This window comes from Paenibacillus sp. NPDC056933 (assembly GCF_042674385.1).
In the GTDB taxonomy this organism is placed as follows: domain Bacteria; phylum Bacillota; class Bacilli; order Paenibacillales; family Paenibacillaceae; genus Paenibacillus.
Window position 1 is genome coordinate 1,743,385 of the sequence record NZ_JBHUQN010000001.1, and the last position, 14,624, is coordinate 1,758,008.

Below are 14,624 nucleotides of genomic sequence, written 5' to 3' on the forward strand. Positions count from 1 at the left end.
TCCTACGTGGACAAATTGGACTCCACCTGCTGCCGTTCATACTGTTCACGGTACCAGCCGTTCATAGCAAGCAGTTCCTGATGGGTTCCTTCTTCCGTTATTTTCCCGTGCTCCAGTACGATGATTCGGTCAGCGTGTTCAATAGCGGACAGGCGGTGAGTCGAGATCAGCGTTGTTTTGCCAGAGCGTTTGTTGCGTATATTTTCAATAATTTTGGCTTCAGTTCGTGCATCAACGGCAGATAGAGCATCATCCAGAATCAAAATGTCCGGATCGGCGATAAAGGCACGCGCCAGCGATACCCGCTGTTTCTGTCCTCCGGACAGCGCAATTCCTTTTTCACCAACGAGGGTGTCCAGACCATCGGACAATGTGACCAGATCTCCATCAAAGGCTGCGGTACGAATCGCTTCCATAATCACGCTATCATCCGCACCCGGCTTGCCGAATTGAATGTTCTGACGGACCGATTTGGAGAACAGCACCTGTTCCTGTGGAACATATCCAATCCAGCTATGCAAGTCATCTTTGGCAATATCCTGAATCGGATGACCGGAGATGCTTAACTTGCCTGTTCCCGCAGGGTATTCATGCAGCAATTGCTTAAGCAGGGTGGACTTACCGCTACCTGTACGTCCCACGATACCCAGTGTCTGCCCGCGACGAAGCGAGAAGCTGACATGACTGAGATTGTCGACGGTAGAACTAGGATAACGGAAGGTGACATCCTGCATCGCGATCTCTTCCGGGTTGGTAATGTGAGCAGGCTGCTCAATATCTTTTACAGCTGGTTCTACAGATAAAGTCTCATTAACACGATCAAGTGAGGCACTACCACGCTGCATCAGGTTTATCAGTTCACCGATGGCAAACATCGGCCAGATCATCATCCCCAGGTACATATTGAACGATACGAGATCCCCCAGGGTAATTTCATTATGGAACACAAGATAAATACCATAGGCAAGTGCAATGACATAACTGAGTCCTACACATAACCGGATCGTGGGTTCGAATAGTGCATCCATCTTGGCTACGGCCAGATTTTTGCGGTATACATCTTCTGTGACATCGGCGAACCGTTTTTGGTCCATACGTTCCTGAACGTAGGCACGCACGACTCGAATACCGGCAATAGATTCAAGCACCTGGTCATTCATGTCTCCGAATGCATCCTGGGCTAGTGTATATCGTTGATGCACAGCTTTACCATAGATCATCATGGCGATGGCGATAAAAGGCAGTGGGAGGATTGCAGCCAGGGTCAATTTCCAGCTAACCAGGAATCCCATGGCGAATAATACAGTTGCCAGAAAAGCGGTGGAGTCGGTTAACGTCAGCATGCCGAAGCCTGCTGTGGTAGCAATGGAACGAAGATCATTCGTGGCACGTGCCATCAGATCGCCCGTTCTGTTCTTCTCAAAAAAAGGCGGGGTCATTCGCAGTAAATGGTCCATAAAGCGCGACCGCAGCAAGCGTTCAACCAGATTGGCACCGCCAAACAGTTTGTGCATCCATATGTACGTGGTCAGATAAATAATGATGACCGATCCAAGGATAAGTAAAATGTAACGTGTGAGTGAAGCGCCGGTAATGGAACCGCGTACAATCTCGTCAATGGCATTGCCAAGAAGACGAGGTGGCAGCAGTTCGATGATGCCTACCAGAATAAGCAGGGTGACACCGATAAGGTATCGTTTGCGTTCCAGCCGGAAAAACCAGGCCAGGTTTTTAAGTACAGAGAACAAGTGGTATCCCTTCCTTTCAAGTTCGTGAAATGCATGTTCCATTCATGTGCAGCCGTTTGAACCCACAAAAAAAGACATACCGCACGCAGGCGGTATGTCTTGGGTATCATTCATACGGCAGCATGGCTCCGAGAGCAGAGCCACCACCGCAGATAAAGTTCGATTGTGAGAAGCAAAACAGCAAACCTATTTAGAGGCTTCTGTGATGCGGACTTATGAACGGAATAACGATTTCATGGGTGCTCCGGTATTTAGTTGTGTGCTGAGTTGATGTAGATCGTCATTGTTAAACACCGTAACCACCCTTTCTTTTTTGGTAATAAATTGAATGTGGATCTCGTATGTTTGCATCTTAACACCGACTTTTACAATCTGTCAAACGTTTTTCCAAAACGAAATATCTAACGATTGGTAGTGGGATCATTCCGTTTTGATGAACTTTTATTACATATTTGCGGTGTGGAAGGTTTGTAATCGAGCGATTGTAGCGATATGATGTAACATATATATAGAGAAGGAGTTGACACCAAATGAGTACCATACATGTATCTGACCGGGCTGCTCGCTGGTATAAGGAAGAACTGAATTTGAACGAAGGAGACAGCGTACGATTCTTCGCCCGTTATAGCTCTGGCGGAGGACTTCATCCCGGTTTCTCACTGGGAATCGCTGTGGAGGAACCGAGACATCCTGCTGACCAAACGAAGGTATCAGGTATTCAATTTTTTATGGAAGATCATGATTACTGGTATCTGAAGGGTCATCAACTTCATGTCGATGTTGTTGAAGAAGGTCAGGATATCGAATATCGCTACACTGAGATTTAACGGGATACATCTGCGTATATAGAATGTCTCATCACCGGTCGCACCGATTTTCGAACAGGAGGAGATACGAAGTGAATCCGCCAGCCCGAGATTTGGCCCAGTATATTGCGAACCGCTCTCATATTGTTGTAAAGGCGGCGGTTCGGGCCGAGAATGAACAAGGTGAATTGTTATTGATTCAGCATGCTGAACACGGTCATTGGCGTATTCCTGTGGGACAGATGCGCCCGGGAGAAGCCATTGAGGACACCGCGCACAGAGAACTCTGGGAGGAGACGGGGTGGACTACCCATCATATGACACTTGAAGGTTTGCATTCCGGTCCGAATATGAGACATTTACATGCCAGTGGGGATGAAGAATATTACGTCATAGCCATGTTTAGAGCCCAGATCGTTCAGGATTCGCTCGTAGAGTCGCGGGTGAATAGTGAAGCAGGGCTGAAGTTTTTTGATCCAAAATCATTGCCCAGGCTGAACGATCTTAGCCGGATATTGCTAAAGTATCCAGGAATGGAATAAATAAATCACGACAAGAAGAAGCCTTTCCGGCCGGGAAGGCTTCTTCTTGTCGTGATTTATACGAGACGGACCCATGTTCAAGGCAGGACTGTTATCCCCAATAAATGATGGGTTCCTGACACTTAGACTAGACTTGATCTAGTGGTTCTTCATCGTCCATTGCAAAATCAAAGTCGTCAATATCGAATACCTGCACAGGAGATGCCGATTCGATAATGCGTGCAATTAATTCAACCTGATCGGTCAGGATAGGGATATCCAGACGCTGTGAAGTGAGCAGCAGTTCAGTCTCAATTGGATCAAAATATTCGCCGTATTGAGCGGTATCAACCGCATTAATGATGGCGATGGATACCTGGTCACCAAACAGTATGGACGGACTTTTGGCCCAGGGAATAGCCAGGGCACGTTCTATTTTTTTCTTATTCAGCGGTTCTTCAAAATAAGAAATGATTTCGTTGATTTTGGATTTCACATGTTGGTCATCTGCTGGATTATCCATCAAAGGGTCAGGGCTGGTCTGAAATTCATATAACTCAAGGATGGTGGTATAAGGAACAATATATTCAACAGGCGCCGGGGGCGCGAGTAATTGACCGTAAATTGCCACCATCACGGCTTCGGTAACAAACTGACGTGACATGGGTCCTGAATCCTCCTGCGGCCATTTAATAGTTGCGAGGTGAATCAATGATTTGGACTGAAAGATCATCCAATGGATTCCTCTGCTATGGACTTGACTTGATGCTTGAATTGCATGAATAGAAGTATATCATACAACGGTGGGAAAAACAGCCAGTCAGCAGAAGGATGTCAAGTCCCAACTTTGATCATGATTTCCCTAAAAGTAAAGACAGAATTCCTGCAGCAATCAGTGGGCCGACTGGCACACCCTTGAACAAGGCAACCCCAAGCACCGTACCAATAAGCAGCCCGGCAACGACGGTAGGCTGTGTACTCATCAGTGTAGCTCCTCGTCCGCCCAGATGGGCGACAAGTAATCCCACACCAATGGCGAGCAGTGATTTCCAGTGCAGAAAAGACTCTCCAATTGTCTGCAAACTGATCTTGCCGCTGGCGAGCGGTGCCATAACACCAATAGTCAGGATGATAATACCGATCGTAAGTCCGTACTTTTCCAGCCAGGGAAAGGCTTGATTCAGGTTCAGTACCCGTAGAAACAATAGAAATATCATGGCTACGGTTACGGGTGTATTACTGCTGATAATACCTAGCGCGGCAAACACGAGCAACAGCAGTGAGGTCATATCCATTGATTTCATTCCCCTTCGGTCTGCCCGCGATGACGACTTACGATATGTTCTGCAATATATCTTCCATGCCAGCGTCCGGATTCAATAAATACTTCATTGGCATTGCGCCCTGAAGCGATAACTCCGCCAACGTATACGCCTGGCACACTGCTTTCCATGGTTTGCGGATCATATACCGGTTTATCCATATCCTCGGACATCTCCACACCGACGGACGAAAGCAGCTTGCGGTCAGGACGGAAACCCGTCAAGGCCAGCACAAAGTCATTGTCGATTTCACTGGTTGATCCATCAGAATGGAGCAAACGAACAGAATCGTCCAATATTTCATTTACACGTGAGCCCAGATGAAGTGAGATTCTGCCTTTCTGCACCAGGCTTTCAAACAATGGACGAACCCAAGGTTTAATGTGTTCCGAAACGCCATTCCCACGATAAACCATATCAATGTGCGCACCCACACGAACCAGTTCCATGGCGGCATCGACGGCTGAATTGCTTCCTCCAATGATGGCGACACGTGTGCGGGTGTATGGATGAGCTTCCCGGAAATAATGGGTGACTTTATCCTTGTCTTCTCCAGGAATGCCAAGATAGTTGGGATGGTCAAAATAACCTGTAGCAACAACGACATTTCGTCCTTCATGAACGATTGCTTGCCCACGCCGATTGACCGTATGTACCTCGAACGTGCCATCGTCCTTGCGTTTGATTTCTTTGGCTTCCTCATAGTTATGAACCCGCAGGCCGAAATGTTCGGCTACCTTGCGATAATAGGCGAGTGCCTCGTAACGAAAAGGTTTGTCGTTCGGTGTACTGAACGGAACATTCCCAATCTCAAGCAATTCCGCTGTACTGAAAAACTGCATATGGGTTGGATACAGATAAATAGATTGGACGATATTGTACTTCTCAACAATTACAGCTGACAGTCCCAGCCGCTCGCATTCAATGGCAGCAGACAGACCGCATGGGCCGCCGCCGATAATAATGACATCTTCCATGTTCTTAATCCTCCTTATTTCAAGCACTATAATCCTACCGTAAATACGGGCCCAATGCCAGTTCAAGAAGGAGTCTGGCATCAAGAAATCAATCCCGATTCCGGAAATTTGACTTGGAAGAGAGAAAAGATTAATATCAAATTAGATGATTATCTAAACGAAAGCGAGCTGAGCGATAATGCAACTGGAGAAGATTGTGGCCTACCACAAGGCTATGGCTGATCCGACCCGGCTTCGGATGTTGCTGCTGTTGTCCCAGGGAGAACTTCATGGTCAAGCGCTTGCAGAAAAACTCAACCTGTCACAACCAACCGTTACACATCATGCATCCAAGCTTAGAGAAGCGGCGCTGATCAAGGAACGCAGAGAGAAAAATACGGTGTTTTTTACTCTTAATCCTTCTTTTATTCGAGAGCATGCGCAGGCCTCCGTTGATTTTATTTTTAAAAGAGAGGAGATTGCTGATATGAGTGATGTAAATGAGACGCTGAAAGCATCCGTAATGCGAAATTTTTTCTCCAAAGATGGGCGATTGCGTCAGATCCCGGCTCAGTACAAGAAAAAGCTGATTGTACTTGGTCATCTGGTCGAGCAGCTTGAATTTGGACGGAAGTATACGGAGAAGGAAATCAATACATTTATTCAAACCTATCATGAGGATTTTGCGACCATTCGTCGAGAGTTCATCATGCACCAGTTCATGTACCGGGAAGATGGGATCTATGAACTGAATCCGAAGGAAATGTGGACACGTTGGGATCAAGTGAAATAAGTTTTTGGAAAATGACTTGACAAAAGTAGATGAAGCTGTGTAACATGATGGATAATTCTACAAGGGAGGCGATGTTAAATGACAAATCTAATGGCAGTATACGTTAATTTGAATATAAACAGCGTCTCCGGAACGGATCAAAGCATGTGATTTTACGGCAGTTGGAGAGTATTGTTCGCAATATTGTCCATATGTACGTAGATTAGAGTAACATGCACAGATGAAGCCACGGGTGACGTACCCGTGGCTTTTTTGTATGCCGAAAATGGGTTGTTTTTCTGGATCATGAATATCGGATCAGTGGAATAATGTATCCGATATGAATACCATTCAAACAATCGTTCATTCGGCTAACTTCTTATTGCCGCGGGTGAGTAGTGCTGCTCGTGGCTTATTTGGTTTGATGCCGGATCGGAGCGCTCATAGTGATCGTTGTCAATGTCAAAGAAGGATAACACACCATTTATCGGGAGGAATTTTTATTTTGAATAGCACATTGGAGAAGTACGGCTGGTCTGCAAAATGGCAGGAGCTATGGAATCAGTCTGGAATGGAAGAACAGTTAAGAAAACCCGCAAGAATTATTGCGGATCATGGACAATTGCTTCGCCTGATTACGGATGAGGGAGAATGTTGGGGACGTGTATCCGGGCGGATGCGTCATGATCATGTGGAGACTGGTATTGTACCAGCGGTTGGGGATTGGGTCACTGTTACGGGTCAAGTTGGAGAAGAAGCCATTATTCACAGTATTGTGCCACGTCAGAGCAGGGTATCCAGACAAGCTGCTGGTTCAGTGACCAAAGAGCAACTGATCGCGGCAAATGTGGACACTTTGCTGATCGTTGCCGCGCTCAATCATGATTTTAACCTGAGACGGCTGGAAAGGTACATTATGATGGCCTGGAATGGTGGAGTGAGACCGGTCATCATTTTGAGCAAAAGTGATCTGTGTGAGAACGTGGAGAAACAAATTTTGATGGTAGAAGGGATTGCGCCAGGTATCGAAGTGCTGGCACTGTCGGCAGTTCAGGACCAGGGAAAATCTTTACTTGAAAAATTTCTGTCTCCGGGCACAACGGTTGCCTTGACGGGTTCTTCCGGTAGTGGCAAGTCTACCCTGGTCAACTGGATGATGGGAGAGAGTGTACAGCTCACTCAGGCCGTTCGTGAGGACGACAGCCGTGGACGACATACAACCACACATCGGGAGATGTTTGTCTTGCCGCAGGGAGCGGTATTAATTGATACGCCGGGAATGCGTGAACTTAATCTATGGGATGAAGGACAGAATGGGTTATCACACGCCTTTGGTGAAATTGAGCAACTTGCTGCGGGATGCAGGTTCCAGGATTGCACGCATACCCGAGAGGCCGGTTGCGCAGTGAAGGAGGCCATTCAGGATGGTTCATTGGATGAAAAAAGGCTGGGCAACTACTTGAAAATGCAGAAGGAACTGAAATTTCAGCAGCGCAAGGAAGAGGCCGCGTCCAAACGACGGACCGCTTCAAGCAAACCTGTGAGTACCCGCAAACCAAAACATGTCCGCAGTACAAAAGACTGGGAAGAGGCCTGAGATCAGGTGGGCATCCTTCTGTATCCTGCATAAGATAGGTCAGGAGGGATGTCAGCATGCCAGATTACAGCATCATTGTGGATCTGTCAGACCACATGTTATATCTTCTCGATGGCTCGCAGGTAATCAAAGGGTATCCTATCGCAGTAGGTAAGATGCTCACACAAACGCCTAATGGAGTGTTTACGATTATAAACAAACAAGAGAATCCAGGAGGACCGTTTGGTGTTCTGTGGATGGGGTTGTCAGCGCCGCATTATGGGATTCATGGAACCAATGATCCTTCTTCCATTGGCAAGTCTGTTTCCCATGGATGCATACGCATGTACAACTCGGATGTGCTGGACCTGTCTTCCAAAGTATCTGTAGGCACACAGGTAACGATCCGGCCCTAGGGGCCGGATTTTTACGCCAACAGTAAGACAAGAGCGCTCAGCAAAATCTAAAGAGAATATCAAGTTTTCCATTGATCAAGAAAAGTGTAATTTTAATATGGTCCATGTGGATGGATTTAGAATTCATACGTATTGCACGTATACTATTGTAAAGTCGTCGAAGTGGCGAGAGAAAGGGAGTGATGAGATGCGGATTAGACCAGCTCGTGAAGGGGATGTGGAAGCCGTAGCTCATGTACATACAGAGAGTTGGAAGACGACATATAGAGGGATTGTGCCTGATGATTTTTTGGATAATTTGACTAAGGAATCAAGGTTGTCCCAATGGGAGCGAAATATTCGCTCTGGCGAAAAGGATCAGATTTTGGTGGTGGCTGAAGAGCCAGACGGGGAAATTGTCGGATTTGCCTGCGGTGGAAAGGAACGTGAAGGCAAGCTGCCTTATGATGCTGAGCTGTATGCCATTTATTTACTGAAAGAAGTGCAACAAACGGGTATCGGCCAGCAACTGGCAAGACACGTCGTTCGTTATCTCCACACCCTGGACATGAGGAACCTGTTGATCTGGGCATTGGAGCAAAATTCAGCCTGTCGTTTCTATGAAAAGATGGGGGGAATCCCTGTCCAAACACAACAAATCCGGATTGGCGGTCAAGATCTGACAGAGGTTGCTTATGGTTGGGAGGACTTGAGACTTTTTGGAGATAAGATCCCACCCAGCAGTTGAATGAATGCAAGTTTGCGCAATCCTTAACAAGGTCAGGGTGTGACATTAAATCAATCTTGATTGGGAGGCGTATTCAGATGTACATGCGAAAGCACATTCTCTGGTATTGCCGTTTCGGTGGCGATTGGGGTATTGAGAAATTCACGCGGTCACGCTGGATCAGCATTCAGCATCAATATCGGGATTATCCTGGAGTGCAATAGTTTAACAGAGAACGTGGATTCGGAATAATTCTGTTTTATAATCAGATAGGCTTCGGGAAAGAATGACAAAGATTGTGATAAGTCCGTCTTAAGCGGGATGAGGCGGGCTTTTGTATGTTTTTACATCCTGAAAAAATAGATGAGGGAATGATGTGAAAAGTTGTTTGGTGCACCTGTAATCTGGTTATTTATGGATACACGGGCAGAACAGATACCGTAAATCCAATAGGTAAAGGGGCCTGAACTTCATGTCCATTGACCGTTTTATTCTAAGGAAGCTGAATACTTGTCAGGAAGAAAAGACACGTGATAATCTGGTTCGGTTGTTTGTCATTCGAATCCAAAAGGCTGAGATGGAAGAAGAGCATGAGACTGCCTATGTTGTCAGCAGAGTGCATTAGAATAGATATAGGGATTCGGTACAAAAAAAAGGAAGCTTGTCCTTAACGGCAAGCTTCCTTTTCCTTATGTTCGCGAATGAATGAATTCGCCGTTTCCATGTTGAAGTAAACAACTGACCCATCTTAATAAAGGGATAAGGCGAGGGAGTCATTTTCGCTACGGCTGTGAAGAATGGCTTCACCACCGACAATCTCAATACTAATCAATGATTGCAGACATTTCTGTAAAGCGCGTTTACCATTGCTAATCTTATGCTCAAGGGCACTGCTAAGCAATCGTAGTGTCTTTTGCACAGGTTGTTTGTTTTCTTGATTGAAATATACAGGGATTGATTTGTTTTGAAAAGTTATTAGTGTTCTCACTAGAAATCACCTCACGAGAGTTATTTCTTACTCGCTATATTAAGTTCCAATGCTTAAAATTACCTTAAAATCAGCTTATGAAAACATAAAGGTGGGCAATGTTTGAAAAGTGTTCACAATTGAATTGTGGGCGAAGCAATAAAAAGTCCCGAAAAGGTAGTTTGTAACTTCCATTTATATGGAATAAATCGGCGTAGTTTCGCATCCTCGCAATCATTAATGTGACTACTGGCTCGAAAGTTCTGAGTCGAATGGACGATATTTTAATATATACGTGGGTCATATGTAACGAAAGTGCAGGTTGTACATTGCAAACAGGGTGTTTATGTAAGAAAATAGGGTAAGAATAGCGTTTCATCTACTATTTTTTGATTTAATCTGACACTAGGACAATTTACATATGAGACCATGGGAGGGATTATATTGATTCTTACCGTGTATTCCGGCCGGGAGGAAGGCGAGTGGTTCGACATCGAGGTCCCGGATGAATGTACAGTTGAACATTTGAAGACCTTGCTGGGGGTCCGCATTTTTGGACAGGCACCGGGTGACGGCATTCAGTACATCCTTGAAGCCAAGTTTCCGGAAGGATTGTGGTTCTCGCCACAGAATACGCAACAACTAATGGAAACAGGGCTGCGGCAAGGCAGCTGCGTACGGGTCCAGCGAGCGTTCTCCACCACTTCGGAAGAAGCGCCCGTGTATGGAAGACGTTCATTGTTTCAACAGGACAGCAACAAATGAGTGATCCGAACGTATATACTCATTACGGAAATGAATTAAAGGAGGTCTTCTCTTCGTGAATGTGTTATATCAGCGTTCTCCAAGAATGACACCGGTTCTCAAGGAAGAAAGGCTGGAGATTCTCAGACCTCCGGCAGAACCCAACAAACCTACTTTTTCAATGATATCTATTATTGTACCGATCATGATGACGATGGTTAGCATCGGCTTCTACGTATATATCAATATGAGCGGCAAAATGAACAATAGCAATTATATGATGTTCCAGATGATGACCGTTATGATGATGCTTACTTCATACACGATTCCGTTTTTTGTGTATCTGAGCAACAAGAAATCATACCGCAAAAAGCTGGAAGAGCGTACTGCCATGTATCGTGCACAATTGGAGAAGCATCGGGAAGAGCTGAAGGAAGCCCAAGCCGAGCAAGTGAAGAGTCTGTATGAAATTCATGGTGATCCTAATGTATGTCTTCAATTGGTGAAGAATCGCAATAGTTCATTATGGGAACGTTCTCCGGAGGATGATGACTTTTTGCAAGTTCGAATTGGAACGGGCGAAATCCCGTTTCGAATCAAACTCCAGGTGCCTCGTGTAGACGGGTATGAAAAGGATGAGCTGATTGAAGCGGCTCATGAATTGGCAGCTGAATTCGAGACCGTGCCTGATGCATCGATTACATTACCGCTATTTCAGTCTAAAGTGATGGGTCTGGTTGGCAATCGGGAGGAAGTACTCGCTTCACTGCGCGTCATTATTTCACAACTGACGGTCCGTCATTCACCGGATGAATTGAAGATTGCTGCTTTTTATGAAGAAAAGGAAACGAAGGAATGGGATTGGCTGCGCTGGCTGCCCCATATCTGGGATGAAGATCAGGGACAGCGCTATATGGCCGACAGGCACAGCGGTGCGCATCAATTGGCGGACAGCTTGTTTTCCGTGTTGAACAGAAGGCGTAACAATAAGGAAGATCGTTACAAAAAAAACGTGCAGATCCCATGTTATGTGGTGGTTCTTTCGGACACTCAATTAATAGAAGAAGAACCTTTGCTTCCTCTGTTGCTGGAATCGGCTCAGGAGATCGATGTATGTACCATTATACTGGCCAATCGCAAGGAAGCACTGCCCATGCATTGTCAGTTAATTATGGAGGCTTCGAAAGGCAAAGGGGTTTATATCAAAAAAACCGAAGATGCCGACGTGATCAAGCAAACCTATACGCCAGATGTAATTTCCAAAGAGTCCGCAGAGGCGCTCTCGCGGTACATGTCACCGATTCGTCTGAAACGCTCATCCGCTTCAGACATACCCCAGATACTCCCGTTGTTCGATATGCTGAGTACTTCACGAGTGGAAGAATTGGACGTGGTTAACCGCTGGGCCCAGACGCGATACCCCGATACGCTTCCCGTTCCTATGGGCGTGCGAGCAGGCGGCAAGAAAATATCCATTAACCTGCATGATAAAATCGAACGCCAGGGCCATGGCCCGCACGGTCTGATCGCAGGTACAACAGGTTCAGGCAAAAGTGAAGTTATTCAGTCCATTGTGGCCTCTCTGGCTGCAGAGTTCCATCCGCATGATCTCGCCTTTATGTTGATTGACTATAAAGGCGGCGGGATGTCGAACACATTTGTGGGTTTGCCTCATGTCGTTGGCACGATTACCAATCTGGATGGAAATTTGATTGAACGAGCCAATATTTCACTTCGGGCCGAGCTGGTCAGAAGGCAAAAAATATTAAATGATGCTGGCAACCTCCAGCATATTGATGAATATTACAAAATTTTGCGTTCCAGACATGAACAGCCGTTGCCGCATTTAGTTATCATCATCGACGAGTTTGCGCAATTGAAGAGGGATCAGCCGGAGTTCATGGATGAATTAATCAGCATAGCGGCCATCGGCCGGACACTGGGTGTACATCTTATATTGGCAACCCAAAAGCCCGCGGGTGTTGTTGATGATAAAATCTGGAGTAATTCCCGTTTCCGTATCTGTCTTCGCGTTCAAAGCGAAGGGGACAGTCGCGATATGATCAAAATTCCAAATGCGGCCTGGATCACCAAGCCGGGTCGGGGATATTTCCAGGTGGGCAGTGATGAAGTCTTTGAGGAAATGCAATTTGCCTGGAGCGGTGCGCCGTACAATCAGCAGGAAGATACAACCACAGTATTGCCTGTCATGGAGGTGCGTTTAAACGGGAAGCGGGAGCCGCTCTTGACTGGAGAGCGCAGAGCTGTGCTCAAGGGAGAGGATGTGCCCAAGCAGCTCCAGGTGTTCATAGATTATGTGGCGAAAGAAGCAGCAGAAGCAGGGATTACCCGATTACCTGGCCCTTGGTTGCCGCCTTTACCAGAGGTGCTGGAATGGGAAAGCCTTAATAACTGGCAGGAAGAAGAGAACCGCGAGGCATTGCTTGACGGTGGAGCCAGCGGACTGAAACCGCTGGTGGGTCTGCTGGATGATTTGCCTAATCAGCGACAGCAACCACTCGCACTTCCGGTAGATCAGGGACATTTGGTTGTTTATGGTATGCCTGGCCTGGGGAAAACGACGTTTGTGCAAACTTTGCTGATGTCACTGGCCCGTTCTAGTCGAACTGAACCTTGGCATGGCTATATTATTGATATGGGCCGCATGATGAAGGATTTCGCAGGCTTGCCTCAGATCGGTGCAGTAATGATGTCTGAAGAAGAGGATCGGATCAAGCGGTTATTCCGATACATCCTGAAACTGTCTGCACAACGTAAAGACATGATCTCGGAAGCCGGGGTTAAAACGATTTCAGCTTATCGGCGGACGGCTCATGCAGCTGTGCCACAGATTGTGGTTGTTATTGACGGTTATCTTTCTTTCCGTAATGCATATCCAGATGAGAATGAACTTTTGGAAACGATTCTTCGCGAAGGTGGAAGTTTGGGAATCACATTTATTCTTACGGCTAACCGGGTAACCGATGTATTCGAGAAGTTCAGAAGCAACATTCCCAATGCAGTTTCATTTGAACTGTCTGATCCAAGCGATTATTATTATGCAGTGGGACGGCCGTCCAAGGCACCAAGTCAGCTTCCGCCAGGAAGAGGGTTGGTCAAGGGACAGGTCCCACCACTGATGTTCCAGGCGGCGTTGCCGTCAACCGGAGAAGATGAGGGCAAGCGTTCGTCCGCTCTGCGCCATACCATTGCAGAGATTAAGGGCACTTGGAGCGGAGAAGAAGCTCCGCAGATTGCCCCGTTACCGGAAGAAGTCAAGCTTAGAGATGTACTTATTCACACAGGCACCTTCGGAAAAGTCGGAGGCATATCATCCTTAACAGTACCTGTAGGTTTACTGACCGATGATCTGGAGCCATTCCAGCTTAACCTGCGCGAGGGTCCGCATTTCATGGTTACGAGTCCGATGGAAGGTGGTAAAACGACATTTTTGCTCACATGGATGTTGTCACTTGCTTATCATGCGTCTCCTGAAGACATGCAAATATACACGGTAGATATGCGCTATGGTTCGGGAGGACTGGGTGAAATCAGCAGTTTGCCCCATGTCCATGGACATGTATCCCGTGAAGAACAGCTTGCACCTGTGATCCAACAGTTGTACGATGAAGTTCTAAAAAGAGGCGAGTTAACCGGTGGACCAGAGATTGTTCTCGTCATCGACGATGCGGATACACTAGCCAAACAGTTGAATGATTTTAATGTGAAGGATCAATTGGGAGCGATTGTTCGTCAAGGCAGGGATCGAGGCATACATGTGATTCTGTCAGGTGTTCCTGCAGATTTCCCAACCTTTGGATCTGACTGGGTGAACGATGTGAAGGCTTCCCAGAGCGGATTGCTGTTCGGGACTTTAGACCCTAACGATCTCTCGTTCTTCCGTATACCTTATTCCGAATCCGGGGGGAGCACGAATGGGCTTAAGGTACTGCCCCCGGGTCAAGGTTATTATGTAAAACGTAAATATTCCAGGGTTAAAGGTGCAGTTCCATGTGATGGAAGCTGGAAAATGACCGATTGGATTTCTGAAATTCGTGACCGATGGCATGTTGTAGTTTGAGGGGAGGTG

At 46.5% G+C, this 14,624-nt stretch carries 15 protein-coding genes; 10 read left to right on the plus strand and 5 right to left on the minus strand.

The genetic code is table 11. The features are described 5' to 3' along the window. Nucleotides 1–2: 2 nt before the first annotated feature. Nucleotides 3–1,748: an ABC transporter ATP-binding protein gene (locus ACFTRD_RS07945; RefSeq protein WP_379378597.1), complete on the minus strand. Its 1,746-nt coding sequence runs from the start codon at nt 1,746–1,748 to the stop codon at nt 3–5. Nucleotides 1,749–2,278: 530 nt separating this feature from the next. Here ACFTRD_RS07945 and ACFTRD_RS07950 point away from each other — a divergent pair. Both ACFTRD_RS07950 and ACFTRD_RS07955 read left to right on the plus strand, forming a co-directional pair. Further along, a complete protein-coding gene (locus ACFTRD_RS07950) occupies nt 2,279–2,575 on the plus strand; it encodes a HesB/YadR/YfhF family protein (RefSeq protein WP_192266431.1) in 297 nt (98 codons plus the stop codon). Between the two features lie 71 nt (nt 2,576–2,646). Further along, the gene (locus ACFTRD_RS07955; RefSeq protein ID WP_379378600.1) at nt 2,647–3,096 is read left to right on the plus strand and encodes an NUDIX domain-containing protein; all 450 of its coding nucleotides are present in this window, start codon (nt 2,647–2,649) and stop codon (nt 3,094–3,096) included. 127 nt (nt 3,097–3,223) lie between these two features. Here ACFTRD_RS07955 and ACFTRD_RS07960 read toward each other — a convergent pair whose 3' ends face one another. The 3 genes from ACFTRD_RS07960 to ACFTRD_RS07970 all read right to left on the minus strand — a co-directional run bounded on the left by ACFTRD_RS07960 (nt 3,224) and on the right by ACFTRD_RS07970 (nt 5,374). Further along, nucleotides 3,224–3,739: an ADP-heptose synthase gene (locus ACFTRD_RS07960; protein ID WP_192266435.1), complete on the minus strand. Its 516-nt coding sequence runs from the start codon at nt 3,737–3,739 to the stop codon at nt 3,224–3,226. A gap of 187 nt (nt 3,740–3,926) precedes the next feature. Continuing rightward, nucleotides 3,927–4,370 (minus strand): DUF441 domain-containing protein, encoded by a 444-nt coding sequence (locus ACFTRD_RS07965; protein WP_379378602.1) that lies wholly within the window; start codon nt 4,368–4,370, stop codon nt 3,927–3,929. A 5-nt stretch (nt 4,371–4,375) separates the two neighbouring features. Next, nucleotides 4,376–5,374 carry a YpdA family putative bacillithiol disulfide reductase gene (locus tag ACFTRD_RS07970; protein ID WP_192266439.1) on the minus strand — a complete coding sequence of 333 codons (999 nt, stop codon included), beginning with the start codon at nt 5,372–5,374 and terminating at the stop codon, nt 4,376–4,378. Nucleotides 5,375–5,552: 178 nt separating this feature from the next. Between ACFTRD_RS07970 and ACFTRD_RS07975 the strand changes: the two genes are divergently transcribed. The 6 genes from ACFTRD_RS07975 (at nt 5,553) to ACFTRD_RS08000 (ending at nt 9,448) form a co-directional block, all read left to right on the plus strand. Next, the gene (locus ACFTRD_RS07975; protein ID WP_379378605.1) at nt 5,553–6,146 is read left to right on the plus strand and encodes a DUF2087 domain-containing protein; all 594 of its coding nucleotides are present in this window, start codon (nt 5,553–5,555) and stop codon (nt 6,144–6,146) included. Between the two features lie 550 nt (nt 6,147–6,696). Next, entirely contained in the window at nt 6,697–7,722 is a 1,026-nt protein-coding gene (rsgA, locus tag ACFTRD_RS07980) for a ribosome small subunit-dependent GTPase A (protein ID WP_379381230.1), read from the plus strand. A 56-nt stretch (nt 7,723–7,778) separates the two neighbouring features. Further along, nucleotides 7,779–8,117, plus strand: a complete 339-nt coding sequence (locus ACFTRD_RS07985; protein WP_379378607.1) for a L,D-transpeptidase — start codon at nt 7,779–7,781, stop codon at nt 8,115–8,117. Nucleotides 8,118–8,304: 187 nt separating this feature from the next. Then, nucleotides 8,305–8,844, plus strand: coding sequence for a GNAT family N-acetyltransferase (locus ACFTRD_RS07990; protein ID WP_379378609.1), 540 nt, complete (start codon nt 8,305–8,307; stop codon nt 8,842–8,844). A 77-nt stretch (nt 8,845–8,921) separates the two neighbouring features. Continuing rightward, on the plus strand, nt 8,922–9,047 hold the full coding sequence (locus ACFTRD_RS07995; protein WP_379378612.1) for a hypothetical protein: 126 nt from the start codon (nt 8,922–8,924) through the stop codon (nt 9,045–9,047). Between the two features lie 248 nt (nt 9,048–9,295). Beyond that, nucleotides 9,296–9,448 carry a hypothetical protein gene (locus ACFTRD_RS08000; RefSeq protein ID WP_192266446.1) on the plus strand — a complete coding sequence of 51 codons (153 nt, stop codon included), beginning with the start codon at nt 9,296–9,298 and terminating at the stop codon, nt 9,446–9,448. A gap of 123 nt (nt 9,449–9,571) precedes the next feature. Here ACFTRD_RS08000 and ACFTRD_RS08005 read toward each other — a convergent pair whose 3' ends face one another. Next, the gene (locus ACFTRD_RS08005; RefSeq protein ID WP_024630323.1) at nt 9,572–9,811 is read right to left on the minus strand and encodes a hypothetical protein; all 240 of its coding nucleotides are present in this window, start codon (nt 9,809–9,811) and stop codon (nt 9,572–9,574) included. Nucleotides 9,812–10,234: 423 nt separating this feature from the next. Here ACFTRD_RS08005 and ACFTRD_RS08010 point away from each other — a divergent pair, with 423 nt between their 5' ends. Both ACFTRD_RS08010 and essC read left to right on the plus strand, forming a co-directional pair. Continuing rightward, the gene (locus tag ACFTRD_RS08010) at nt 10,235–10,555 is read left to right on the plus strand and encodes a hypothetical protein (protein ID WP_379378615.1); all 321 of its coding nucleotides are present in this window, start codon (nt 10,235–10,237) and stop codon (nt 10,553–10,555) included. A 55-nt stretch (nt 10,556–10,610) separates the two neighbouring features. Then, nucleotides 10,611–14,615 carry a type VII secretion protein EssC gene (essC, locus tag ACFTRD_RS08015; RefSeq protein ID WP_379378617.1) on the plus strand — a complete coding sequence of 1,335 codons (4,005 nt, stop codon included), beginning with the start codon at nt 10,611–10,613 and terminating at the stop codon, nt 14,613–14,615. The last annotated feature ends 9 nt before the right edge of the window (nt 14,616–14,624 follow it).